Source organism: Mycobacterium sp. H4Y (assembly GCF_000364405.1).
Taxonomy (GTDB): domain Bacteria; phylum Actinomycetota; class Actinomycetes; order Mycobacteriales; family Mycobacteriaceae; genus Mycobacterium; species Mycobacterium intracellulare.
This window is the reverse complement of record NZ_AKIG01000002.1, coordinates 851,092-875,628: the sequence shown is the minus strand read 5'-3', so window position 1 is coordinate 875,628 and position 24,537 is coordinate 851,092. Positions and strand designations below refer to the sequence as shown.

The 24,537-nt window shown below is 68.8% G+C and carries 25 protein-coding genes, 3 tRNA genes and 1 pseudogene; 16 read left to right on the top strand and 13 right to left on the bottom strand.

The genetic code is table 11. From position 1 onward, the window contains the following. Positions 1-5 precede the first annotated feature (5 nt). Together cynS and W7U_RS17980 are read left to right on the top strand one after the other, a co-directional pair. Positions 6-473, top strand: coding sequence for a cyanase (gene cynS, locus W7U_RS17985; RefSeq protein WP_014385825.1), 468 nt, complete (start codon positions 6-8; stop codon positions 471-473). Beyond that, positions 474-1,478, top strand: coding sequence for a patatin-like phospholipase family protein (locus tag W7U_RS17980; protein WP_008260961.1), 1,005 nt, complete (start codon positions 474-476; stop codon positions 1,476-1,478). A gap of 110 nt (positions 1,479-1,588) precedes the next feature. Here W7U_RS17980 and W7U_RS17975 read toward each other — a convergent pair whose 3' ends face one another. From W7U_RS17975 to W7U_RS17955, 5 genes and pseudogenes are all read right to left on the bottom strand, one after another. Beyond that, entirely contained in the window at positions 1,589-2,068 is a 480-nt protein-coding gene (locus tag W7U_RS17975) for a hypothetical protein (RefSeq protein ID WP_008260959.1), read from the bottom strand. After that, positions 2,065-4,452, bottom strand: a complete 2,388-nt coding sequence (locus W7U_RS17970) for a nitrate reductase (protein WP_008260957.1) — start codon at positions 4,450-4,452, stop codon at positions 2,065-2,067. The genes W7U_RS17975 and W7U_RS17970 overlap by 4 nt, the downstream gene beginning before the upstream one ends. 61 nt (positions 4,453-4,513) lie before the next feature. Beyond that, complete coding sequence (locus W7U_RS17965) at positions 4,514-5,209, bottom strand: crotonase/enoyl-CoA hydratase family protein (RefSeq protein ID WP_008260954.1); 696 nt, start codon at positions 5,207-5,209, stop codon at positions 4,514-4,516. Between the two features lie 16 nt (positions 5,210-5,225). Then, positions 5,226-6,064: pseudogene (locus W7U_RS17960) on the bottom strand (hypothetical protein); the annotation flags it as partial. A 58-nt stretch (positions 6,065-6,122) separates the two neighbouring features. Beyond that, positions 6,123-6,836, bottom strand: a complete 714-nt coding sequence (locus W7U_RS17955; protein WP_008260952.1) for an MBL fold metallo-hydrolase — start codon at positions 6,834-6,836, stop codon at positions 6,123-6,125. Between the two features lie 134 nt (positions 6,837-6,970). On the opposite strand from W7U_RS17955, the gene W7U_RS17950 reads away from it, so the two are divergent. The 12 genes from W7U_RS17950 to rplA all read left to right on the top strand — a co-directional run bounded on the left by W7U_RS17950 (position 6,971) and on the right by rplA (position 12,134). After that, a complete protein-coding gene (locus W7U_RS17950) occupies positions 6,971-7,177 on the top strand; it encodes a type II toxin-antitoxin system VapB family antitoxin (RefSeq protein WP_008260951.1) in 207 nt (68 codons plus the stop codon). Between the two features lie 119 nt (positions 7,178-7,296). Continuing rightward, positions 7,297-7,369, top strand: a tRNA-Thr gene (locus W7U_RS17945). 52 nt (positions 7,370-7,421) lie between these two features. Beyond that, positions 7,422-7,495, top strand: a tRNA-Met gene (locus W7U_RS17940). A 45-nt stretch (positions 7,496-7,540) separates the two neighbouring features. Then, positions 7,541-7,708, top strand: a complete 168-nt coding sequence (gene rpmG / locus W7U_RS17935) for a 50S ribosomal protein L33 (RefSeq protein ID WP_003898538.1) — start codon at positions 7,541-7,543, stop codon at positions 7,706-7,708. Positions 7,709-7,756: 48 nt separating this feature from the next. Then, positions 7,757-8,236, top strand: a complete 480-nt coding sequence (hadA, locus tag W7U_RS17930) for a (3R)-hydroxyacyl-ACP dehydratase subunit HadA (protein WP_008260931.1) — start codon at positions 7,757-7,759, stop codon at positions 8,234-8,236. Beyond that, positions 8,223-8,651: a (3R)-hydroxyacyl-ACP dehydratase subunit HadB gene (gene hadB, locus W7U_RS17925; RefSeq protein WP_008260930.1), complete on the top strand. Its 429-nt coding sequence runs from the start codon at positions 8,223-8,225 to the stop codon at positions 8,649-8,651. The genes hadA and hadB overlap by 14 nt, the downstream gene beginning before the upstream one ends. A gap of 3 nt (positions 8,652-8,654) precedes the next feature. Further along, the gene (gene hadC, locus W7U_RS17920; protein WP_008260923.1) at positions 8,655-9,155 is read left to right on the top strand and encodes a (3R)-hydroxyacyl-ACP dehydratase subunit HadC; all 501 of its coding nucleotides are present in this window, start codon (positions 8,655-8,657) and stop codon (positions 9,153-9,155) included. A 144-nt stretch (positions 9,156-9,299) separates the two neighbouring features. Then, positions 9,300-9,372: transfer RNA gene (locus W7U_RS17915), tRNA-Trp, on the top strand. Positions 9,373-9,488: 116 nt separating this feature from the next. After that, a complete protein-coding gene (gene secE / locus W7U_RS17910) occupies positions 9,489-9,944 on the top strand; it encodes a preprotein translocase subunit SecE (protein ID WP_008260921.1) in 456 nt (151 codons plus the stop codon). A gap of 43 nt (positions 9,945-9,987) precedes the next feature. Further along, positions 9,988-10,791: a transcription termination/antitermination protein NusG gene (gene nusG / locus W7U_RS17905; RefSeq protein WP_008260910.1), complete on the top strand. Its 804-nt coding sequence runs from the start codon at positions 9,988-9,990 to the stop codon at positions 10,789-10,791. Positions 10,792-10,839: 48 nt separating this feature from the next. Continuing rightward, a complete protein-coding gene (gene rplK / locus W7U_RS17900; protein WP_007767860.1) occupies positions 10,840-11,268 on the top strand; it encodes a 50S ribosomal protein L11 in 429 nt (142 codons plus the stop codon). A 158-nt stretch (positions 11,269-11,426) separates the two neighbouring features. Continuing rightward, positions 11,427-12,134, top strand: coding sequence for a 50S ribosomal protein L1 (gene rplA, locus W7U_RS17895; RefSeq protein ID WP_008260906.1), 708 nt, complete (start codon positions 11,427-11,429; stop codon positions 12,132-12,134). Between the two features lie 77 nt (positions 12,135-12,211). Here the strand turns inward: rplA and W7U_RS17890 are convergent, their stop codons facing one another. The 8 genes from W7U_RS17890 to W7U_RS17855 form a co-directional block, all read right to left on the bottom strand. Then, a complete protein-coding gene (locus W7U_RS17890; protein WP_008260905.1) occupies positions 12,212-13,429 on the bottom strand; it encodes a sigma-70 family RNA polymerase sigma factor in 1,218 nt (405 codons plus the stop codon). Positions 13,430-13,433: 4 nt separating this feature from the next. Continuing rightward, a complete protein-coding gene (locus tag W7U_RS17885) occupies positions 13,434-14,132 on the bottom strand; it encodes a YciI family protein (protein ID WP_008260902.1) in 699 nt (232 codons plus the stop codon). 94 nt (positions 14,133-14,226) lie between these two features. Further along, a complete protein-coding gene (mmaA4, locus tag W7U_RS17880) occupies positions 14,227-15,123 on the bottom strand; it encodes a hydroxymycolate synthase MmaA4 (protein WP_008260901.1) in 897 nt (298 codons plus the stop codon). A 162-nt stretch (positions 15,124-15,285) separates the two neighbouring features. Further along, the gene (locus W7U_RS17875) at positions 15,286-16,146 is read right to left on the bottom strand and encodes a cyclopropane mycolic acid synthase family methyltransferase (RefSeq protein ID WP_008260900.1); all 861 of its coding nucleotides are present in this window, start codon (positions 16,144-16,146) and stop codon (positions 15,286-15,288) included. Positions 16,147-16,234: 88 nt separating this feature from the next. Next, positions 16,235-17,140 carry an alpha/beta hydrolase gene (locus W7U_RS17870; RefSeq protein ID WP_008260899.1) on the bottom strand — a complete coding sequence of 302 codons (906 nt, stop codon included), beginning with the start codon at positions 17,138-17,140 and terminating at the stop codon, positions 16,235-16,237. A 2-nt stretch (positions 17,141-17,142) separates the two neighbouring features. After that, complete coding sequence (locus tag W7U_RS17865) at positions 17,143-18,489, bottom strand: AarF/ABC1/UbiB kinase family protein (protein WP_020823622.1); 1,347 nt, start codon at positions 18,487-18,489, stop codon at positions 17,143-17,145. Positions 18,490-18,529: 40 nt separating this feature from the next. Continuing rightward, positions 18,530-19,114, bottom strand: a complete 585-nt coding sequence (locus W7U_RS17860; protein WP_014381146.1) for a DinB family protein — start codon at positions 19,112-19,114, stop codon at positions 18,530-18,532. A 23-nt stretch (positions 19,115-19,137) separates the two neighbouring features. Beyond that, positions 19,138-19,659, bottom strand: a complete 522-nt coding sequence (locus W7U_RS17855) for a DinB family protein (RefSeq protein ID WP_008260895.1) — start codon at positions 19,657-19,659, stop codon at positions 19,138-19,140. 83 nt (positions 19,660-19,742) lie between these two features. Here W7U_RS17855 and W7U_RS17850 point away from each other — a divergent pair, with 83 nt between their 5' ends. Together W7U_RS17850 and W7U_RS17845 are read left to right on the top strand one after the other, a co-directional pair. Further along, the gene (locus W7U_RS17850) at positions 19,743-23,921 is read left to right on the top strand and encodes an NEW3 domain-containing protein (RefSeq protein ID WP_008260893.1); all 4,179 of its coding nucleotides are present in this window, start codon (positions 19,743-19,745) and stop codon (positions 23,919-23,921) included. After that, positions 23,918-24,535, top strand: coding sequence for a hypothetical protein (locus W7U_RS17845; RefSeq protein WP_008260892.1), 618 nt, complete (start codon positions 23,918-23,920; stop codon positions 24,533-24,535). Before W7U_RS17850 ends, W7U_RS17845 begins: the two co-directional genes overlap by 4 nt. Positions 24,536-24,537 lie beyond the last annotated feature (2 nt).

Here is a 24,537-nt window from a genome sequence, read left to right as displayed (position 1 = left end):
CGTGCATGCTGGGACCCATGACGAGAACCGAACTCACCGAACAGATCGTCGTCGCGCGCCTGGCGAAGGGGCTGACGTGGCAACAACTGGCCGACGCCATCGACAGGCCGGTGGTGTGGACGACCTCGGCGTTGCTCGGGCAGCACCCGATTCCGGTCGAGCAAGCAAAGACCCTGGCCGAGCTGCTCGGCCTCGACGAGTCGGTGGTGCCCGTGCTGGCGGCGGCGCCCATGCGGGGCGGCCTGCCCACCGCCGTACCGACCGACCCGACCGTCTACCGCTTCTACGAGGCCCTGCAGGTCTACGGCGGAGCGCTCAAGGAGCTGATCGCCGAACAGTTCGGTGACGGGATCATGAGCGCGATCAACTTCAGTGTCGACATCCAGAAGAAGCCGCACCCGTCCGGTGACCGCGTCGTGGTCACGTTCGACGGGAAATTCCTTCCCTATCAATGGGTTTCGTCGGAGCGGTAGATGGAATCCACCGCACACCAGCCGAAGCCCGTCGATCTGGTGCTCTCCGGCGGGGGCGTCAAGTTCATCGGGCTGGTGGGCGCCATCGTCGCGCTGATGGATGCCGGGTATTCGATCAAGCGGGTGTCGGGGGTCTCGGCCGGTTCGGTGGTCGCGGCGATCCTGGCGGCCGGATCCACCGATGGGCAGCTGACCGGCGCGCAGGTCAAGGAGCTCGCGTTCTCGGTCCCCCTGCGTAAGTGGCGCGACGCCGGACCCGTGCCCTACCTGGGTGCGGCCTGGGGGCTGGTCACCGATTCCAGCATGTACCGCGGCGACGTGGCCTACGACTGGATCCGCAGCGAGTTGAAGAACTTCGGGGTCACCCGCTTCGGCGATCTGCACCTCGACGACGACCGCCTGCTCGAGGGGCGGCGCGACAAGCTGGTGGTCACCGTCGCCGACCTGACCGCGGCGCAGCTGGTGCGGTTCCCGTGGGACTTTCGGCGGCTCTACGGCCTGGACCCCGACGAGCAGCCGGTGGCCGACGCGGTGCGCGCCTCGATGGCGATCCCGTTCTTCTATCGCCCGGTCAAGCTGACGGGCGCCGACGGCTCGACGTCCACCCTGGTCGACGGCGGCGTGCTGTCGAATTTCCCGATCGACACCTTCGACCGCCCCGACGGCAGGGCCCCGCGCTGGCCCACGTTCGGGATCACGGTGCTGCCGAGGCTCACCGAGGGCATCGGCGCGGTGATGCCGGCCCTGAAACCGTTGCGCTTCTTCGAACAGACGGCGTTGCTGGAAAGCCTGGTCACCACCATGCTGGCCGGCCACGACCAGACCCATCTCAGCCGGCCGTGGGTGGCGGCCCGCGCCATCGCGGTCGAGTCGACCGATGTCGGCGTGCTCGACTTCGACATCCCCAAGGGCCGCCTCGAAGAGCTGTACGAGAGCGGCTATGCGGCGGCGCAGGCGTTCCTGTCGACGTGGGATTGGCCGGCTTATCTGGACCGGTTCCGGTAAGCCGTCGCCCCGCCGGGTGAAGTGACGGCTCGTCGCGCACGTGCCAGACTGGCGGCGAGGAGGCGAGAGGAACGCGGTGGCCGCCGATGGCGGTCACCGCGTTCGCCGTTTCAGTTCATCAACACTTGCGGCGAAAGCTCTTTGAGCATCGCGTTGGCCCAGCGCATCTGGCGCAGCGTCTCGGGATGACAGCGCGAGGCCAGGCTCAGCAGTTCGGAATCCTTGGCGGCCTGCGCCCCCTGGGCCAGCAGCTCCCAGTCCAGCGACACCCCCGCGGACAGGCGGTGAATCCGGCGTAGGTCGGCGAGCAGCATCAGCCCCGGCTCCGGCCGGTGCCGCAGCAGGCCGCTGAGGCGCGATTGCAGGAAACCGGTGACCGCGCCGGTGCGGGGATCGGTGGACAGGTGCAGGCCGTAGTGGCGGCCGTGCCGCGCCAGCTCGGCGAGGTGATGGCGTGACCAGCCGGCCAGGTCCTGCGCCAGGTGGCTGACGTCCTGGTCGCTGTGGTGTCGCGCGGCGACCACGTTGAGTTCGTGGGCCAGCTTGCGTTCGGAGCGGTGCAGTTCGCGCAGCGCCATTTTGAGCTTCACGCCTGACCCCCCAAGGCTTCGGCAACCGCCGCGGGCGGGGCGGCGGCGCCGTTCCCGCCGGCTCGCCGCATCCGGCTTTTGCGCAGCCGGGCGGCGGCCGTCTTGAAGATCGGCTGCTTGGACACCGGGTCCCAATCGGTCAGCGTGAGTTCGTTGCCGGCCCGGTGATGCCCGTTGGTCCCGGCATCCCAATAGCCGTAGTGGAAGGGCACGAACAACACGCCGTCGCGGATACCGCAGACCCGCGCCGCGCACCTGATGCAGCCCCGCGGCGTGCTCACCTCGACCAGGTCGCCGTCGGCGATGCCCAGCCGGCGCGCGTCGCCGGCCGAGACCTCGACCCAGACCTCGGGGGCGGCCCGCTGAAGTTGCTGTGCCCGCGCGGTTTTCGTGCGGGTGTGGAAGTGGTAGACGGTGCGTCCGGTGATCAGCGCGAACGGGAAATCCGGGCTGGTCCGCTCATGGGGAGGAACGTATTGGGCCGCCTTGATGATCGCCCTGCCGTAGGGGTTCATCGAGCGGTACTCGTCGGGCTGCAGCGGGGCGCCGGTGATCATGTCTTTGCCGTAGGCCTCGCAGTAGTCGGGTTCCGCCCAGAACTTCGCGTCGGCGTAGAGACGCTCGGTGCCGTCGGGATGTTCTGTGTTGCAAGGCCATTGGATGCCGCTGCCGCCGCGCAGCTTCGCATAGCTCAGACCGGTGTAGTCGCACGGCCGCCCCGCGCTGCATTGCTTCCACGCCTCGAACGCCGACTCGGCATCGGTCCAGGGTGGGAAGGGTTGGCCGTCCTTGTCGCGGAAGTCCATCCGGCGCGCGTAGTCCAGGAAGATGTCGAGGTCCGGGCGCGCGGAACCTGGTGGATCCACGGCCTTTTCGGACAGGTGCACGGTGCGGTCGGCGTTGGTGAAGGTGCCGGTCTTCTCGGCCCACGCCGCGGCGGGCAACACGACGTCGGCCAGCGCGGCGGTTTCGGTCAGGAAGATGTCCTGGACGACGAGGAACAGCCGCTCCTGGGAGAAGATGTCGCGGATGCGGGCCAGCTCCGGCAGCGACACCAGGGGATTGGTGGCGGTGACCCACAACATCCGCAGCGTCCCCTCCTCGGCGAAGCGGAACATCTGCATGGCGTGCGTCGGCGGGGCGTAGTGCGGAATCTGCAGGGGCTCGAGGTTCCACAACGCGGCCAGCTCGGCGACGTGGGAGTCGTTGGACCAGTTGCGGAAACCGGCCAGGTCGCCGTCGGCGCCGCATTCGCGGGTGTTCTCGGCCGTCGGCTGCCCGTTCATCTGCAGCACCCCGCAGCCGGGCTTACCCAGCATGCCGCGCACCAGGTGAATGTTGTTGACCTGCACGGCCGCCGCGGTGGCCTGGTGCGACTGGTAGAAGCCCTGCAGCACGGTGGACAGCAGCCGCTTAGCGGTGCCGAGCAGCTGCGCGGCGCGCCGGATGTCCTCGGCCGGCACGCCGCAGATGTCGGCGACCCGCTCGGGTCCGAACTCTTCGACCCGGCCGCGCAGCTCGTCGAAACCGACCGTGTGCGAGTCGATGTAGTCCCGGTCGATCCAGCCGTTGCCGATGATCTCGTGCAGCAGCCCGTTCATCAACGCGACGTTGGTGCCCGGCACCGGCGCCAGGTGAACGGTGGCGTGCCGGGCGACCGGCGTCAGCCGGGGGTCGACGCAGACGATCGCCGGCGGCGAGGCCCCGGCCAGCCGGTCCAGCATCCGCGCCCACAGCACCGTCTGCGTCTCGGCGACGTTGTGCCCGAACAACGCGATGACATCGGCGTGGTCGACGTCGGTGTAGGACCCCGGCTGCCCGTCGCAGCCGAACGACTCCTTCAGCGCCTCGGCCGCCGTCGCGGTGCACAGCCGGGTGTTGCCGTCGACGTGGTTGGTGCCGATCGCGCCGTGCGCGATGGCGCCCTGCGTGTAGTAGGCCTCCAGGAACAACTGTCCGGACGTGTAGAAGCCGATCGAGCTGGGGCCGTAGCCGTCGAGCAGCTGCTTGCTGCGGTCGACGATCCGCTGCATGGCGGTGTCCCAGTCGCACGGCTTCAGCTCGCCGCGCTCCCTGATCATCGGGGTGGTGAGCCGGTCGGCGGAGGCGTTGGCCTGCCAGCCGAACAGGTCCTTGGGGTCGAGGCGCCCGTGGTTGACGCGGTCGACGGCGCGCCCGCGCACGCCCACGATGCGGCCGTCCTTGACGGCGATGTCCAGACCGTCGCCGTTGGAGTGCAGCACCGCCGCCGATTGCACCCAGCGGTCCACCGACTCGGCGGTGATGCCGTCGGCGAGGTAGGTGTCGACCCGGTCCGGCCATGGGGTGCCGGGTTCGTACGGGGTGCGCGCCCCCCAGGGATCCGCGATGCGATCTGTGGCCACAGGCGTGGACTTCCCCGGCAGCGGGCCCCGAAACCACTTCAGCCAGGGGCAAATCAGCGGGCTAGAGCCCGAATTCGGCCTCGATCCCGTCGATGCCGGCGCGGATGGCGGCCAGGGCGTCGGCCCGGGCGCGCAGCTTGGTGGCGGCATGCGCGCGCTGATTGAGGCCGGCGAATTCGGCGGCGGCCTCCTGCGCGCGGTCCAGCACCATTTCGGGCAGCACGATCTCGTCGATAAAGCCTGCGGCAAGGGCGGTTTCGCCGAAGAACGTCTTGGCCAGCCCCGCGGCCTGCTGGTACCCCGACGGCGTCAGCCGCAGCTTCATGATCTCCAGCGCGGCATACGGGATGACCATGCCGATCGCGACCTCGTTGGCCTGGATGTTGTAGGCGTGGGCCGCCACCCGGTGATCGCCCGACGACAACAGGAACGCCCCCATCGCGATCGCATGGCCGGTGCACGCCATCACCACCGGCTTCGGAAACGACAGGAGCCGGTAGGCCAGCTCGAACCCGCCGCGCAACATGTCGATCGCGGGCTGCACCTCGCCGGAGGTGAGGATCTTCAGGTCGAAGCCGCCGCTGAACACCCGCTCGTTGCCGGTGATCACCAGCGCCCCGGCGTTGTCCCGCTCGGCCTGGTCGATCGCGTCGCCCAGAGCCCGCTGCATGGTCGGGCCCAGCGCGTTGACCTTGCCGTCGTCCATCCTGATGACGGCGAGGGAGTCCTTGGTGCTGTAGTGGACCGGGGCGGTCATGGGTGCTCCTGCTCCTTGCCGTCAGGCGGACTGGTTGTGGTGTTTGCCCAGATCGTCTTCGGCGTTACTCCAGCGCAGGCTCACATCGGTGGGTTCGTCGAGTTGGCGGGTGCGCCAGCGGTCTTGGGTCTCCCGAACCGCGGCGTTGATCCGTTCGATCTCGCTGCGGAAAACCTCGGGCCGGGTCTCCTTGCTGGCGTAGTGGAAATAGGTCAGCAGGCCGCGCAGCAGCTCCAGCTTTTCCTTCTCCCGCTTCGCCAGGTCGTGGGTGGTCATCAACTCGATGCGCTGCACGGGTGGCAGGGCGTCCCAGTCCAGGACGACGTCGGTGCGCAGGGGGGAACGCTCGCGCTGCCAGAATCGCCATCCGCGCGGCTGGTCGGGGCGGTCGTAATAGCTGACGGTCCCGGTGAAACGCGACTCGATGCCGCTGCCGATCTCGGCGCGGTCGAGGGCGGAGTCCCACACCAGGCGCCATTCCTGGCCGGGCGCCAGCACCGGCAGCTCCCGGGGCAGGCGCAGTTCGACGACGTCGGCGTAGCCGTCGGTGGCGCTTTCGTATTCGGCCACGGTCGGCGGATTGTCGAACGAGAACTGAATGTCATAGGCCGCGGTCCGGCCGAAGTTGCGGACCACGAGTTCGATCACGTGCCAGTCGGCGGAATGCGGCTCCATGAACACCCCGACGTGCGGGCGGGTCTGCTCCGCGGCGGTGCGGCGGTTGCGGGTGATCTGGCTGTTGGTGAAGACCAGTGTGACGACGGCGAGGGCGATCGCCGCCCACGCTGCCCACGCTATCCAGGTGCTGGACCCGACGTGCGTGACCCCATGCCAGCTGTCCTGGATCCAACCCATGGAATCCACCCTCCGCTTATATCACAGGGCCGGACGCCGAAGGGGCGCCATCGAGCGATCACCCACCCATCAGCATTCGCCATTGGTCAAGGTCCGCGGCCCGATACACATAGTTGGACCGCTTGACGTCCGACAGCGAGGCACTGGGCTGCGCCGAATACCAATGCCCCGGAAACACCGTCGGGTCCCCGGGCAGGGTCGCGAGCCGCTGCAGGCTGCGGTACATCTCGTCGGAGTCGCCGCCGGGGAAGTCGGTGCGCCCGCAGCCCTCCAGGAACAACGTGTCACCGGCGACGAGGCGGCCGTCGAGCAGAAAACACTGGCTGCCCGGGGTGTGGCCGGGGGTGTGCAGCAACTCGATCTCGATGTCGCCGATGCTGACCTTGTCGTGGTTCTCGTGCGCGGTCAGGTCGCCGACCCCGATCCCGGTGACTCGCGAAACCCACAGCGCCTCATGGGTATTGACGTGCACCGGCACCGGCGCCCGTTCCAGCAGTTCGGCCAGGCCGGCCAGCGAGAAGCCCATCATCGATCCGCCGACGTGGTCGGGGTGGTGGTGCGTCACCAGTACCCCGGACAGGTGCATGCCGTCGGCCTCGAGGGTGTCGAGGAGATCACCGGCGGCATACGCCGGGTCGACGACCACACAATCCCCGGTTTGCCGGTCGCCGATCAGGTACGCGAAGTTGCGCATCTGCGTCGCGAACATGTCGCCGGCGGCGAAGTCGCGGCCGGCGAGCAGTTGACGGAAGTAGAGCCGGTCATCTGACACGTGACCAGACTAGGACCCGGATCGCGGCGGCCCGGCGGGTAGTCCGCCACCACTTTGTTCGCGCCGCCCGGCGGCGGCGCGACACCCCTTCGGAGCACCGGGTTGGGTCCGTTGCCAGTGGGTATTGTTGGCGCATGAGGAAGAAGGTCGAAATCGAGGTCGACCTCGATTTGGTCGACGAGGCGATCCAGCGCTTCCGTGTCGCCGACGCGCGTGAGGCCGTCAATCTCGCGTTGCGCACCCTGCTTCGTGAGGGAGCTTCCTACGAAGAGGACGACGAGTACGACGAATTCAGCGACCTCAACGCGTGGCGGCCTCGCCGCTCCAGCGAGACCGGGTGAGCCGGGCATTTCGGGTGACCACCGCGGGTCGCCGTCCATCGGTACTCGTGGTTTGGTGCCGCTGCGAGCCAGGTTGTACCCTCTTTTAGGCCCGCGCGACTGATCGCTTCGGGTGAACGGCCCCCTTAGCTCAGTCGGTAGAGCGTTTCCATGGTAAGGAAAAGGTCAACGGTTCGATTCCGTTAGGGGGCTCGGCGGACGCCGAGCAGGCGTGGCGGCCCGACCCCAAAACGGGGTGGCCAGAGGCGATGTAGCTCAGTCGGTTAGAGCGAACGACTCATAATCGTTAGGTCGCCGGTTCGAGTCCGGCCATCGCTACAACAGAACAGCACAGATCTTTTCAAGAATCGAGAGAGAACCGTCATGGCGTCCAGTACCGACGTACGGCCGAAGATCACCTTGGCATGCGAGGTGTGCAAGCACCGCAACTACATCACCAAGAAAAACCGCCGGAACGACCCGGACCGACTGGAGCTGAAGAAGTTCTGCCCCAACTGCGGTAAGCACCAGGCGCATCGAGAGACACGCTAGCGGCGCCCCGCCAGCGTTTACTCCGATTGACTAGGTAGTTTAAGAACCGTGCCGTTAACCGAGAGCATCGTCGGGATGCACTACCGCTACCCCGATCATTACGAGGTAGAGCGGGAGAAGATCCGCGAGTACGCGGTCGCCGTCAAACACGACGACCCGGCGTATTTCGAGGAGAAGGCGGCCGCCGACCTCGGCTACTCGGGGCTGCCGGCCCCCCTGACCTTCGTCTGCGTGTTCGGCTACACGGCGCAGACGGCCTTCTTCAAGCACGCCAACGTCGCCGTCCAGGACGCCCAGATCGTGCAGGTCGACCAGGTGCTGAAGTTCTTCGCGCCGCTGGTCGCCGGGGACAAGCTCTACTGCGACGTCTACGTGGACTCGGTGCGGGTATCGCACGGCACCCAGATCATCGTCACCAAGAACGTCATCACCAACGAGGCGGGTGACGTCGTGCAAGAGACCTATACGACCCTGGCGGGCCGTGCCGGCGAGGATGGAGAAGAGGGATTTTCTGATGCCACTGCGTGAGTTCAGCTCCGTGAAGGTGGGTGACCAGCTTCCGGAGAAGACCTACCCGTTGACCCGACAGGATCTGGTCAATTACGCCGGCGTCTCCGGCGACTTGAACCCGATCCACTGGGACGACGAGATGGCCAAGGTCGTCGGCCTGGAGACCGCGATCGCGCACGGCATGCTGACCATGGGGATCGGCGGCGGCTACGTCACCGCATGGATCGGTGACCCCGGCGCGGTGACCGAGTACAACGTGCGGTTCACCGCCGTGGTGCCGGTGCCCAACGACGGCAAGGGCGCCGAGCTGGTCTTCAGCGGCCGGGTCAAGTCCACCGATCCCGAGACCAAGTCCGTGACCATCGCGCTCACGGCCACCACCGGCGGCAAGAAGATCTTCGGTAGGGCCATCGCGTCCGCGACCCTGGCGTAGCGCATGGCGCTCAAGACAGACATCAGGGGGATGATCTGGCGCTACCCGGACTACTTCGTCGTCGGGCGGGAGCAACTGCGCCAGTTCGCGCTGTCCATCAAGAACCGGCACCCGGCCCACTTCGAGGAGGACGCCGCCGCCGAACTCGGCCACGACGCGATCATCGCGCCGCTGACCTTCGGGACCATCTTCGCCAAGCTGGTCCAGCTGGATTTCTTCCGGCACGTCGACATCGGCATGGAGACGCTGGTGATCGTCCAGGTCGACCAGCGGTTCGTGTTCTCCAAGCCGATCAAGGCCGGCGACAAGCTGTGGGCCCGCATGGACATCCTGTCGGTGGACGAGCGTTTCGGCGCCGACATCGTCGTCACCAAGAACATCTGCACCAACGACAAGGGTGAGGTGGTCCTGGAGGCCTACACCACGCTGATGAGCCAGTTCAGCGACAACTCCGCGAACCTGCGTTGGGACTCGGAGTCCGGCCAGGTCGTCAGAACGGCGTAATTAGTATCTGACTCCCGCGTCGATGTACACTCGGACCTCGGGGTTTTCCCAGCATCAGCGCGCTTTCCGTGAGTCGAGCAATCGGAAGGCGCGCGTGTCATGTAAGCCCCGGTAGGTAAGCGCAGGTTGGCCTGCCAACCGCGAAGGGGCGTAGCTCAACTGGCAGAGCAGCGGTCTCCAAAACCGCAGGTTGCAGGTTCAAGTCCTGTCGCCCCTGCTGAAGACGGACGGAGCCGGACCATGGGCATGAGCATGTGCCATGGTGGACACTGGAAGGTGCGCCGCCACCGATGGGACGGTTCTGGTGGGTACTAGCAAACAAAGGAGCGTGCGGTGAGCGACGAAGGCGACGTTGCCAACGACGCCGCAAGCGACGGCACTGACACGACGGAGGGCCGCGCGAGCGGTGTCCGGACGGCGGTGGTGACGCGGCCACAACGCCCGACCGGCAAGCGGTCCCGCCAGAAGGCGGCCGACGCCGGCGAGGATGTCGACGCCGCGTCGCCGGACGAGATCGAAGCCTCCGGCAAGGACAAGGCCAAGAAGGGCGCCAAAGCCAAGAAGGCCGCCAAGCCGAAGAAATCCGCGGACAGCCGGGCCAACCCGTTCCTGTTCGTCTACAACTACCTCAAGCAGGTCGTTGCGGAGATGCGGAAGGTCATCTGGCCCAACCGCAAGCAGATGCTCACGTACACCTCCGTCGTGCTGGCCTTCCTGGCCTTCATGGTGGCGCTGGTCGGCCTGGCGGATTTCGGCCTGACCAAGCTGGTGCTGTTGGTGTTCGGCTGAGCGAGCGACGCCGCTGTGAAAAGTGACAGAGAGGACTCACACCGTGACTAGCTTCGACGGTGACCCGTCCGCGGGTGACGCGGTCGACCTGAAAGAGACCACGGAAGCTGCCGAGGTTTCTGACGACACGGCGACCTCCGAGGTTTCCGAGGCGACCACGGACGAGGCGACCGCGGACGAGGCCGCCGACGCTGCCGGGGCGCCCGACGAGCCGGCCGAAGAGGTCGACCCGGCCGTCGCGCTCAAGGCGGAACTGCGCAGCAAGCCCGGCGACTGGTACGTCATCCACTCCTACGCGGGATACGAGAACAAGGTCAAAGCCAACCTCGAAACGCGGGTGCAGAACCTCGACGTCGGCGACTACATCTTCCAGGTGGAGGTGCCCACCGAAGAGGTCACCGAGATCAAGAACGGCCAGCGCAAGCAGGTCAATCGCAAGGTGCTGCCCGGCTACATCCTGGTGCGCATGGACCTGACGGACGACTCGTGGGCCGCGGTGCGCAACACCCCCGGCGTCACCGGGTTCGTCGGGGCGACGTCGCGCCCGTCGGCCCTGACGCTCGACGACGTGGTGAAGTTCCTGCTGCCGCGCGGCGCGACGAAGAAGGCCGCCAAGGGGGCGGCGACCACCGCCACCGCCGCCGAGGCCGGGGGGCTGGAACGCCCGGCCATCGAGGTCGACTACGAGGTCGGCGAATCGGTCACGGTCATGGACGGCCCGTTCGCGACGCTGCCGGCCACGATCAGCGAGGTCAACGGCGAACAGCAGAAACTCAAGGTGCTGGTGTCGATCTTCGGCCGCGAGACCCCGGTGGAATTGACCTTCAGCCAAGTCTCCAAGCTCTAAACCGGCGCCTCCGCCGGGCACAAACCAGGAAGGAACGAACAACATCTCATGGCCCCGAAGAAGAAAGTCGTCGGGCTGATCAAGCTTCAGATCCAGGCGGGGCAGGCCAACCCGGCGCCGCCGGTCGGGCCTGCGCTCGGTCAGCACGGCGTCAACATCATGGAGTTCTGCAAGGCGTACAACGCCGCCACGGAGAACCAGCGCGGCCAGGTCATCCCGGTCGAGATCACGGTCTACGAGGACCGCAGCTTCACCTTCGCGCTCAAGACCCCGCCCGCCGCCAAGCTGCTGCTCAAGGCCGCCGGCGTCGGCAAGGGTTCGGCCGAGCCGCACAAGACCAAGGTCGCCAAGGTCAGCTGGGATCAGGTCAAGGAGATCGCCGAGACCAAGAAGGCCGACCTGAACGCCAACGACATCGACGCGGCCGCCAAGATCATCGCCGGCACCGCCCGGTCGATGGGTATCACCGTCGAGTAGTCCGAGCATGACGAAGCGGGGCGAGGAACGAGGCCCAGCGTAGGTATGGGAAGGACGAATCGACGCAAAGACACCGTCGAGTAATACCCCGCACCACCACCGTGGGAGGGCTGGCTTCGGCCCGATAACCACGACCCAACACCAGATTGGATGAATCAATGAGCAAGAACAGCAAGGCATACCGCGCCGCCGCCGAGAAGGTGGACCGCAACAGCCTGTACTCCCCGCTGGAGGCGGCCAAGCTCGCCAAGGAAACGTCGTCGAGCAAGCAGGACGCGACCGTCGAGGTGGCGATCCGGCTCGGCGTCGACCCGCGCAAGGCCGACCAGATGGTCCGCGGCACGGTGAACCTGCCGCACGGCACCGGCAAGACCGCCCGGGTGGCGGTGTTCGCGGTCGGCGACAAGGCCGAGCAGGCGCAGGCCGCCGGCGCGGACATCGTCGGCAGCGACGACCTGATCGAGAAGATCCAGGGCGGCTGGCTGGAGTTCGACGCCGCGATCGCGACCCCGGACCAGATGGCCAAGGTCGGCCGCATCGCGCGGGTGCTCGGTCCGCGCGGCCTGATGCCGAACCCGAAGACCGGCACCGTCACCCCCGACGTCGCCAAGGCCGTGGCCGACATCAAGGGCGGCAAGATCAACTTCCGCATCGACAAGCAGGCCAACCTGCACTTCGTCATCGGCAAGGCCTCCTTCGACGAGAAGTCGCTGGCCGAGAACTACGGCGCCGCGCTCGACGAGGTGCTGCGGCTCAAGCCGTCCGCGTCGAAGGGCCGCTACCTGAAGAAGATCACCGTGTCGACGACGACGGGGCCGGGCATTCCGGTCGACCCGTCGGTCACCCGCAACTTCTCCGAGGCCTGATCTCTCTCCTGGTCGAACGTCGACTTGTGGCGCGATCACCCAAGTAATCGGCGCCACAAGTCGACGTTCGGCGGGAATTACCCCCCGCACTCGGCGATGCGGCGCCGCAGGAACGCGCGTCCCGGCTCAGACCCGTTGGACTCCAACGCCGCTCGGTACCACGTCAGCGCATCGGCCGGCCGGCCCGCGCGGCGCAGCAGGTCGGCGCGCACGGTCGCGACCAGGTTCGAGCGGGCGAGCCGCGGATCGCCAGCCACATCGTCCAGGGCGGCCAGCCCGGCGTCGGGCCCGTCGCGAAAGCCGATCGCCAGCGCGCGATTGGCGGCCACCACCGGGGACCCGGTGAGCTGCCACAGCCGGTCATAGGCCGAGCAGATGGCGACCCAGTCCGTGCGTTCCCAGGACGGGGCCGTGGCGTGCAGCGCGGCGATCACCGCCTGGGGCAGGTAGGCGCCCGTCGAGCCTCGGGCGTGACGCAACCGCTCGAGCCCGCGGGCGATGCGCGCGCGGTCCCACCGGCGGCGGTCCTGGTCCTCGAGCGGCACCAGCATCCCGGACTCGTCCACCCGGGTCGCGCGTCGCGAATCGTGCAGCAGCATCAGGGCGGACAGCGCGTGCGCCTCCGGCTCGGCGGGCAGCAGCGCGCACAGCTCGCCGCTCAGCCGGATCCCCTCGTCGCACAGGTCGTCGCGGATGGCCGACGGGCCCGCCGTCGACCAGTAGCCCTCGGTGAACACCGAATAGACGCAACCCAGCACGTGCGGGGTGCGCTCGGGCAGCAGCTCGGCGGGCGGGACGCGCAGCGGGATGTTGGCGTGCCGAACCTTGTTCTTGGCGCGCGTGATTCGCTGGCCGATCGCCGCCTCGGTCTGCAGCAGCGCGCGGGCGATTTCGCCGACGGTCAGGCCCGAGACCAGCCGCAGCGTCAGCGCCAATTGCGATTGCCGGTCCAGCGCCGGGTGCGCGCAGGTGAACATCATCCGCAACTCGTCGTCGCGAACCGGGTGCGGGTCGGTGTGCTCGGTGCGCGCCCTGATGTCGTCCAACACGGCCGCCAATTCCTTTCCGGGGCGCACCGATTCGCGGCGCAAGCGATCACGGGCCCGATTACGGCCGACGGTCACCAGCCACCCGCCCGGGTTGGCGGGCAGCCCGTCGCGCGGCCAGGTGCGCAGCGCCTCGGCGCAGGCCTCCTGGACGGCGTCCTCGGCGACGGTGAGGTCACCCGACCACCGCGCGAGCGCGGCCACGGCCGGGCCCCACTCCCGGCGGAAGACGCCGTCCAGGTCGGCCATCTGGCTACAGGCCGGAGACGCCCGCCAACTGGCGCAGCTGCACGGACGAGGCGGGGATCATCGAGGCGATCTTGACCGCCTCGTCACGATCGGCGGCGCTCAACAGGTAGATGCCGGTGGCGATTTCGGCGCCCTCCACGTACGGCCCGTCGGTGATGAGGACCTCGCCGTCGCGCACCCGCACGGTCGTCGCCGTGGACCGGTCGTGCAGCGCGGCGCCGCCGATCACGTGATCGCCGGCGGCGGCGTGCAGCTCGACGTGCTTGGCCGCCACCGCCTCCCACTCCGGCGTGCCCGGTGTGTGCGCGGATTCGGCGGGCTCGAGCAGCAGCGCGAGCCAGTCGTTGCCGGTGAGCGCGCGGGACGGCTCGACGGCGTGGACCACCGGCCACAGCTCCACCGCCCCGAACTCGGCCACCGGGACGTCGCGCGCCAGCGCCAGCGCCTCGTCGAGGTTTTCGGCCTCGAACACGTAATAGCCGCAAGCCACTTCGGCGGATTCCGCGAAGGGACCGTCGGTGACCGTCGGCGCGTCCGGGCCGCCGGAAATGGCCACGGCGGACGCGGCGGGCGCCAGGGCGTCACCGGCCTTGATCGCCGGCCCGGCCTTGGCGTGAAAGTTCTCCCAGGCGGCCATCGCGGCGGCGGCATCGTCGGGCGCACGGTCCTGTTCCTTGCTGATCAACAAGGCGAAGTACTGCATGGTCGTCACCTCCGGTAGTGAGCGAAGCCGTCTGCTCCACTCTCTACCTACTCGACGAACCGCGCAGCGCCAATCCGACAGGCGCCGCAGAAATTCAGGCGGCCGCGCCCGGCTTGAGGTAGGTCACCAGGCTGACGTCGAGCATCTCCTCGGTGAAGTAGTGCTCGCAGCCGCGCAGGTACTTGATGTAGCGGTTGTAGACCTCTTCGGAGGTGACCTCGATGGCCTTGTCCCGGTTCGACTCGAGCGTGTCACCCCAGATGTGCAGGGTCTTGATGTAGTGCGGCCGCAACGAAAGCGGTTCGGGCACAACAAAACCGGCCTTCTCGCCGTGGTCGACCATCATCTGGGTGGAGGGCAGCCGGCCGCCGGGGAAGATCTCGGTCACGATGAACTTGATGAACCGCGCCGTCTCGAAGCTCAGCTTCTTGCCGCGCGCGGCCAGATCGTACGGGTGGTAGCTGACGCTGCTCTGGACGGTCATGCGGCCGTCGTCGGGCATGATGTCGTAGGTCCGCTTGAAGAAGTCGTCGTAGTTCTCGTGGCCGAAGTGCTCGAAGGCCTCGATCGACACGATGCGGTCGACGGGCTCGGAGAAGTCCTCCCAGTTCTGCAGGCGCACCTCCCGCGAGCGGTTGCTGTCGATGGAGCCGAGCAACGCTTCGGCGCGGGCGTGCTGGTTCTTGGACAGCGTCAGGCCGATGACGTTGACGTCGAACCGCTCGACGGCGCGCTTCATGGTGGTGCCCCACCCGCAGCCGATGTCGAGCAGGGTCATGCCGGGCTTGAGGTCCAGCTTGTCGAGGTTGAGGTCGATCTTCGCGTACTGGGCCTCTTCCAGGGTCATGTCGTCGCGCTCGAAGTAGGCGCAACTGTAGATCCGTGACGGGTCCTGGAACAGGCCGAAGAAATCGTCGGAGACGTCGTAATGCGCCTGGATGTCTTCCGAGCGCGTCCGCGTCTTCGTCGGGCCAGTCGGTTGCTCAGCCATTTTCGTCCTGTTCTCCTCGATGACGTTCGCTGCCTCTAGTCGCGCGCATCGAGGGGTCCGGTGTGAGCAGCAACGATACCCAACGTCGAGGCGTCGTTTCCGAAGGGTGCGAGTGCGCGTCGCGGGCCCGACCGCGCAGCCAAACTCTACTTTCCGCCGACGCTACTTGGTGAGCGTGTACTGGGCCACGTTCGAGATGCCTTTGCGGAAAAGGTTCGCGCAGCCCGTCAGGTAGCGCATGAAGCGGTCGTAGACCTCTTCGGACTGGATGGCGATCGCGCGGTCGCGGTTGGCCTCCAGGTTGGCCGCCCAGGTGTCCAGCGTCCGGGCGTAGTGCGACTGCAGGTATTGCGTCTGCTCGAGGCCGAAACCGCTGGCTCGCGAAAGGTCGACGATGTCGGCTTCGCCGCACATCTGCCCGCCGGGAAAGATCTCCTTGCCGAGGAAGTGCAGGAAGCGCAGGTCCGACATCGTGATCTTGATGCCGACTTCCTTCCAGTGCGATTGCGGGTAGGTGAAGATGCTGTGCATCAGCATCCGGCTGTCGTTGGGGAGGGTTTCATATGCCCAGTCCCAGAACGCGGGCCAGCGTTCCTTTTTGAACGCGTCGAAGGCCTCGAAGCTGATAATCCGGTCGACGTGCTCGTCGAATTCTTCCCACCCCTGCAGCCGGGCCTCGGCGCGCCGCGTCGTCGGGATCGCGGCCAGCCGCGCCTTGGTGCGCGTGTAATGGTTGCGGCTGAGCGTGATGCCGATGACATTGACGTCGTATTTCTCCAGCGCCCGGACCACGGCCCCGCCCCAGCCGCACCCGACGTCGAGCACCGTCATGCCCGGCTCGAGGTTCAGCTTGTCCAGCCCCAGGTCCAGCTTGGCCAGCTGCGCCTGTTCCAAGGTCATGTCGTCGTCTTTGAAATACGCGCAGGTGTAGACCATGTTTGGGTCGAGGAACAACGCGAAGAAGTCGTCCGAAATGTCGTAGGTAGCCTGCGACTCTTCGTAATACGGCTCCAGCTTCACCATTGCGACACCCACCCTCCTTCGACAACCGTACAACCCTGCGGCATGGACTGAAAATGCGGGGAAATGTTTCTGCGGAATGCCTTTTGGCTCAACACGCCCTGGCGAAATTGTTAGTCAGCACGCCGATCACCTGATCCCACAACTGCTGTGGCAGATCATGACCCATCCCGTCGAATAACACCAATCGGGCGCCGTCGATGGCCCGGGCCACCGCGCGGCCACCGAAGGGCCGCATCAGCTTGTCCGCCCGGCCGTGGATCACCACGGTCGGAGCGACGGTGCCGTGGTTGTAGCGCCGCAGGCTGCCGCTGCCCAGCACCGCGGCGAAGTGCCGCGCCACGCCCTGCGGGTAGTAATTGCGGTCGTACCCCTCGGCGGCCTCGGCGCGGGCCTGCTCGTCGGGCACCCGGTAGCGCGGGCTGCCGATGATCTTGCCGACCCGCACGGCGTTGTCGACGATCACCTCGCGCGGCGAGTTCGGCGGCGGCCCCTTCAACAGGGCCAGCAGCGCGCGCGGTGCCGGCGGCGGCAACAGAGCCGCGTTGTTGCTGGAGAAGATGATCGCCAGGGATTGGGTCCGCTCGCGGAATCGCGCGGCGAAGATCTGGGCGATCATGCCGCCCATCGACGCCCCGACGATGTGGGCGCGTTCGATGCCCAGATGATCGAGCACGGCCGCCGCGTCGTCAGCCATGTCCTCGAGCTTGTACACCGCCCGGCTGGGCAGACCGAGCCAGGACCGGACCAACCGCGTCGCCAGCGGCTGTCCCGAGCTGCCGTACTGGGTCTTGCTGGACAGGCCGACGTCTCGATTGTCGTACCGGATGACGCGCAGCCCTTGGTCGATCAGCTTTTGGCAGAACGCGGTTCGCCACAGCAGCAGCTGGGCCCCCAGCCCCATGATCAGCAGGACGGGCGGGTCGTCGACGTCGCCCATGTCCTCGTAGTACAGCTTCAGGTCGCCTGATATGGCGTATCCCGTGCGGACCTGCACGCCTATACCTCGACGTCCGAGGAGTGCTCGCGGCTGACTTCGACCATGAAGTTCGCGAAATACCCCGTCAGTTGCGGATCCGACATCATCTGCCACTTCGGCGCCAGCAGCTTCATGTACCGCTCGACGTAGAGGAACTGCTTGCCGATCAGCACCAGCTCGCGGGGCAGCTTGACGTCGTAGGCGTCGGCCAGCGCCGACAGCTGCCGGCCGATGTCGGCGTAGGACATGTCGCCCAGCGTCTGCATGGTCAGCGGGGTGGCGAACTTTTCCAGATCCTTGGCGGCCTGGGCCTCGGGCTTCATGGTGCCGACGGCCCCCATCAGCACCACGATCTTGCCCGCCGCGGCATGGTCCTTCTTGACCAGCAGCGCGTACACCAATTCGCGCAGCAGCCACCGGGTGCGGGGATCGATGCGGCCCATGATCCCGAAGTCGAAGAACACGATCCGGCCCTGATCGTCGACGTAAAGGTTGCCCGCGTGCAGGTCGCCGTGGAACAGCCCGTGCCGCAGCCCACCTTCGAACAGCGAGAACAGCAGCGCCTTCACCAGCTCGACGCCGTCGAACCCGGCCTTGCGGATGGCGGCGACGTCGTCGATGCGGATGCCGGACACCCGCTCCATGGTCAGCACCCGGTCGCTGGTGAAGTCCCAGTACACCTGCGGCACCCGGATGTTGCGGCCCAGCGGGGAGGCGTGCAGGTGCGAGACCCACGCCTCCATCGACTGCGCCTCCAGCCGGAAATTGAGCTCCTCGGCCAGGTTGTCGGAGAAGTCGGCCACGACGTCCTGCGCGGACAGCCGGCGGCCGAGCTTGGCCACCTCGACGGCCTGGGCGAAGCGCTTGAGGATCTGCAGGTCGGCGGCGACCCGGCGGCGAATGCCCGGCCGCTGGATCTTGACGACGACCTGCTCGCCGCTGTGCAGGGTCGCGTAGTGCACCTGGGCGATCGACGCCGACGCGAACGGTTCCTCGTCCCAGCTGGCGAACAGCTCGGACGGGTCGGCGCCGAGCTCCTCGATGAACAGCTTGTGCACCTCGCCGGGGTCGGCGGGCGGCACCCGGTCCAGCAGGCCGCGGAACTCCCGGGACAGCGATTCGCCGAACGCCCCCGGGCTCGACGCGATGATCTGCCCGAACTTGACGTACGTCGGTCCCAGGTCGGCGAAGGTCTGGGGGAGCTGCCTGATCACCTTCTGCTGCCACGGACCCCTGCCGGGCAGCTTGGTGACGATGCGAGCGGCGGAGCGGGTGACCTGCCAACCGGTCACCGCTACCCGGGCCGCTTCGACCGGCAACGGCACCCGGTCGAGCTTGGCCACCTCTCGATGCTTGGTAGAACTCATTCCAGCAGTCTGCCAAACCGGTGCTGGCAAGTCCCAATCTCTACTGGTGCCGGTGCCCGCCTCGCCACGGCTGCACCCACCCCTCGATCGCCCAGCCTTCGTGCCCGGCGATCAGCTCGTACATGGTCGCGCCGTCGATCGTCTCCCGGACGATGTCGGCGTGACCGGCGTGCCGCGCCAGCTCGTTGATCACGTGCAGGATCACCCAGCGCACCGACCACGCCCGCTGGTCCTTGGGGAACCAGGGGATGTCGCGCGGCACGGGCACCGCGGCGTCGAGGTCCGCGGTCTCGACCAGCCGCAGCGACGTCGCGTTCTGCGCCTCGAACGCCCGCAGCAGCCCGTCCAGCGTCTCGTCGGGACCCATCACATGCTGGTCGGCGAACTCCTTGCTGATCTGCTCGAACGGACGGGTGTCCTTCGGCGGCGCGTCGGGCGCGGCGGCGACGCGGGTCATCCAGCTGTGCTGCATCCCCGTGGCGTGCTTGACCAGCCCGCCGATCGACAGCGCGCTGGCCGACGGCGTGGAGCGGGCCTGTTCGTCGGTGAGGCCGTAGCTGACGGCGAAGTACGCGCTTTGGTGGAACGCCAGGAATTCGCGCAGGGCGCTGCGTTCATCGGACACCGGTGGTGCGAGGGCGGGCATTGTCAATCCATCCTGTTGTGAACGTAAAGGTCGCGCAGGCAAGCGATTTCGGCGCCATGGTGGATCGCTTCCCGATTGATGTGCAAGACCAGCGCGCTCAGCGGGTAGTCGGCGTACGGCCCTTCGGCCGCGCCGCAGCGGCGGGTCAGGTCGGCGGCGGACAGCGACCGTACACCGTTGATCCACACCGCGTACGTCTCGTCCAGTTGCCGCAGGGCGGTGGCGGCGGTGGTGGCGTAGTTCCAACTCTGGTAATCGGCGGACGGTCCACCGAAATGGTGATGGGCACGCATCGCGAACACCCCGACAATCACGTGTGCCATGCGCCACGCGATCGTGGTGAACGGTGCCGGGCTGGGCGCCGGGAACGCGAAGTCGATCGACCCGTCCGGGTGCACCGTCCAGCAGTGGGGCACCGGCTGCCAGAAGTACTCGTCGTCGGTCAGGCCGCCCAGGCGAGGGCGCAGCTGGTTGCGCCAGTGCCAGTCGAGTTGGTCGGCCAGTTGGGCGCTCAGATCTGCCATGGCACCGAGCTTTCCACCAATGCGACGGGTTCGCGGTCAGGCGACGGGTTTCTCGGTTGGCCGCGCCGCCGTAAAGTGCGGGGATGCAGCTGGTTTCGGCGGAGTCGACGGAGCTTTTCGTCGGGCCGCCGGAAGCCCCGCTGCAGCTGGCGCGCGTCACCGTCGCCGGGGTGGGCGAGCCGAGGCGGGTCCGCATCGACGGGGACGGCCTGACCGGGGAGGCGGTCGCCGATATCGGCGACGAGCTCGTCGAGGTCCCCGTCACCCTGGACCGTCCGGTGGTCGGCGAGCGACGGTCCGCGCGGGTGCGCGCCGGGCGCGCGGACCTGCCGTTCGAGTTCACGGTCGCCGAGCCCGGCTGGACCATGTTCATGGTCAGTCACTTCCACTACGACCCGGTGTGGTGGAACACCCAGGGCGCCTACACCAGCGAATGGACCGAGGATCCGCCGGGGCGGGCCCGGCAGACCAACGGCTTCGAGCTCGTGCACGCCCACCTGGAGATGGCCCGCCGCGAGCCCGAGTACAAGTTCGTGCTCGCCGAGGTGGACTACCTCAAGCCGTACTGGGACACCCGCCCCGAGGACCGCGCCGACCTGCGCCGGTTCATCGCGCAGGGCCGTGTCGAGGTGCTGGGCGGCACCTACAACGAACCGAACACCAATCTCACCAGCCCGGAAACGACCATCCGGAACCTGGTGCACGGCATGGGTTTTCAGCGCCACGTCCTGGGTGCCGACCCGGCGACCGCGTGGCAGCTGGACGTGTTCGGCCACGACCCGCAGTTCCCGGGCCTGGCCGCCGACGCCGGCCTGACGTCGAGTTCGTGGGCCCGGGGACCGCACCACCAGTGGGGCCCGATGCACAGCGACGGCGGACTGGGCGGCATGCAGTTCTGCAGCGAGTTCGAGTGGATCTCGCCGTCGGGCCGCGGCCTGCTCACCCACTACATGCCCGCGCATTACTCGGCGGGGTGGTGGATGGACTCCGCGACCACGCTGCGCGAGGCCTCCGACGCCACGTACGAGCTGTTCGATCAGCTCAAAACGGTGGCGCTGACCCGCAACGTGCTGCTGCCCGTCGGCACCGACTACACGCCGCCCAACACATGGGTCACCGCGATCCATCGCGACTGGGCCGCCCGCTACACCTGGCCGCGATTCGTGTGCGCGCTGCCGCGCGAGTTCTTCGCGGCGGTGCGCGCCGAGCTGGCGCAGCGCGGGTGTGAGCCGTCGCCGCAGACCCGGGACATGAACCCGATCTACACCGGCAAGGACGTGTCCTACATCGACACCAAACAAGCCAACCGGGCCGCCGAGAACGCCGTGCTGGCGGCCGAGCGGTTCGCGGTGTTCGCGGCCCTGGCGACCGGCGCCGACTACCCGCATGCGGCCCTGGCCAAGGCGTGGGTGCAGCTGGCCTACGGCGCGCACCACGACGCGATCACCGGGTCGGAATCCGACCAGGTCTACCTCGACCTGTTGACCGGCTGGCGCGACGCGTGGGAGCTGGGCCGCACGGCCCGGGACGCCTCGCTGGCGCTGCTGTCCGGGGCGATCGAGGGCGACGTCGTCGTGTGGAACCCCCTGGCGCACCCACGCACCGATCTCGTCACCGCGCGCATCGATCCGCCGCTGCCCGCGGGCGTGCGGGTGCTGGACGCCGACGGCGCCGAACTGCCCGCGCTGGTCGAGCACGACGGGAGCTCGGTCACCTGGCTGGCCCGCGATGTCGGGTCGCTGGGCTGGCGGGCCTACCGGCTGGCACCCGCCGACCAAGCGGCCGGCTGGGCGGCGGTGCCGGGATCGGTGATCGCCAACGAGCACTACCGGCTCGAGGTCGACAAGGCCCGCGGCGGGGCCGTCGCCTCGCTGATCGACTTGTCTGCCCAGGGGGGCCGCGAGCTGATCGCCGAGGGCCGGGTGGGCAACGAGCTCGCCGTCTACGAGGAATACCCGTCGCACCCCACGCAGGGCGAGGGACCGTGGCACCTGCTGCCCAAGGGGCCGGTGGTGTGCTCGTCGGAATCGCCGGCGCGGGTGCGGGCCTTTCGCGGACCCCTCGGTGAGCGGGTGGTGGTCCGCGGTCGGATCGGCACGCTGCTGCGCTACACCCAGACCCTGACGCTGTGGCGGGGCGTCGCGCGGGTGGACTGCCGCACCACCATCGACGACTTCACCGGCGCCGATCAGCTGGTGCGGCTGCGCTGGCCGTGCCCGGTGCCGGGCGCCATGCCGGTCAGCGAAGTCGGCGACGCCGTCGTCGGCCGCGGTTTCGCGCTGCTGCACGACGGGCCGCGCGCGGTGGACACCGCCCGGCACCTGTGGGCCCTGGACAACCCGGCGTACGGCTGGTTCGGCCTGTCCTCGGCCGCCCGGGTCCGGGTGTCGGGGGCCGGGGTGCGGGCGATCTCGGTCGCCGAGGTGGTGTCTCCGGCGGAGGCGGTGTCCGGGCCGCTGGCGCGCGCGCTGATGGTGGCGCTGGTCCGCGCCGGAGTCACGGCCACCTGCAGCGCCGCGGACAAGCCCCGCTACGGCCACCTGGAGGTGGATTCCAACCTGCCCGACGTGCGGATCGCGCTGGGCGGGCCGGACCGCAACGCCTTCACCGAGGCGGTGCTGGCCCACGCCGATGCGGTGTACGCCCGGGAACTCGACCGCCAGCTGGCGGCGACCGGCCGGGCCCGGGTCTGGGTGCCGGCCGAGACGCCGCTGGCCGCGGTGTGGGTGCCCGGCGCCGACCTGCGTGGACTGCGGGCGCTGCCGGTGCTGGTCGTCGACGGCCGCGCCGACGAGGACCTGCGCGCGGAGATCGCCGCGCTGGCCGACGATCTCGGTGACGCCGAGATCGTCGCGCAGCGGCCCGCGTCGGGAACGGAGGCGTTCGAGGACCGCACCGTCGCCCTGCTCAACCGCGGGGTGCCCAGCTTCGCCGTCGACACCGAGGGCACCCTGCACACCGCGCTGATGCGCTCGTGCACCGGCTGGCCGTCGGGCATCTGGATCGATGACCCCCGCCGCACCGCGCCGGACGGCTCCAACTTCCAGCTGCAGCACTGGACCCACGATTTCGACTACGCGTTGGTCAGCGGCGACGGCGACTGGCGGCGCGCGGACATCCCCACCCGCAGCGCGCAGTTCGCGCAGCCGCTGCTCGCCGTCGCCGGGGGCCGGCGGCCCGGTGCGCTGCCGCCGGTCGGTGCGCTGCTGCGCGTCGAGCTCGCCGACTCGGTCCACCTGGCGGCCCTCAAGGCGGCCGGCGATCCGCTGACCGCGGGCCGCGCCGCGCCGGTCGACCCGCACTCGGTCGCCCTGCGGTTGGTGGAGACGACCGGGGCGGGCGCGCGGGTGACGCTTAGCTCGGACGTCGCGGCGATCAGCGACCTGCGGGCCGCCGACCTCCTGGAGGCTCCCGAGGGGCGGCTGGATTCGGTCGACCTGCACGGCTACCAGGTGGCGACCGTGCTGGCCCGGTTCGACCTGCCCGCGACGCTCGCGGACGCCGCCGCCCTGGCGCCGAACGCCGAGGCCGCCCAGCCGCTCTACGCCCGCTATTGGCTGCACAACCGCGGGCCCGCGCCGCTCGGGGGCCTGCCCGCGGTCGCCCACCTGCACCCGTCGCAGATCAGTGCGCAGCCCGGCCGCGACGTGACGGTGCGTCTGACCGCGGCCAGCGACTGCAGCGACGCCACGCTGCGCGGCGGGGTCGTCCTCGCGTGCCCGGACGGCTGGTCGGCCACGCCCGCCGAGCTGCCCTTCACCCTGTGCAGCGGCGGCCACCTGGAGGCCGACGTGGTGGTGTCGATCCCGCCGACGGCAGAACCGGGCCTCTACCCCGTCCGGGCACGGCTGCGCCTCACCGGCGAACACATCCCCGCCCCCTGGCGGCAAGCGGTCGAGGACGTGTGCGTGGTCGCGGTGGGCGGCGCGGCGGTCGACCCGGGCGGGCTGGTCTACCTCGCCGACGGGCCGCGCGAGGTCACGCTGCGACCCGGCGAAGCGGGTGAGGTGACCGTCACCGTCGGCACCCACGCCCGGGCCGATTTGGCGCTCGAGGCGCATCTGATCAGCCCCTGGGGCACGTGGGAATGGATGGGACCCGCCGCCCTCGGCGCGGTCCTGCCCGCCGGCGGCACCGTCGGCCTCGGCTTCCGGGTGACCCCGCCGGCCTGGCTGGGACCCGGGCAATGGTGGGCGCTGGTGCGCATCGGCTGCGCCGGGCGGCTGGTCTACTCGCCCGCGGTCCGGGTGACGGTGACATGAGCGGCCACCCTGTCGCGACCGTCGCCGGCATCCCCGTGTCGTGCGCGGAGGTCGACGCGGCCGAAACGCGGCTGCGCGCGGGGCGGGGAGCGGGCGCACTGCCGGCCGCGGGCACCAGCGAGGGCCGCCAACTGCGACGCTGGCTGACCCAGCTCATCGTGACCCGGCGGGTGGTCGCCGCCGAGGCGGACGCGCGCGGGCTGGACCCGCGCGAAGCCCCGACCGAGACGGAGCTGCTGCCCGACGTGACCGCACGGCTGGAGATCGGCAGCATCGCCGCGGCCGTACTGGCCGACCCGCGCGCCCGGGCGCTGTTCGCCGACGTCACCGCCGACGTGCACGTCACCGACGACGAGGTGGCCGCCTATCACGCCCGCAACCCGCTGCGCTTCGCCGCGGCACGACCGGGTGAAAACGGCTGGCGCACAACGGCGTTGGCCGCTCCACCGCTGGCCGAGGTGCGATCGGCGATCGCCGAGCAGCTGCGCGGCGCCGCCCGGCGGCGCGCCTTCCGGCTGTGGCTGCACGCCCGCCGCGCCGAGCTGGTGCGGCTCGCGCCCGGCTACGAGCATCCCGGCGACCCCCGCCAACCCGACAACACCCACCGGCACTGAGA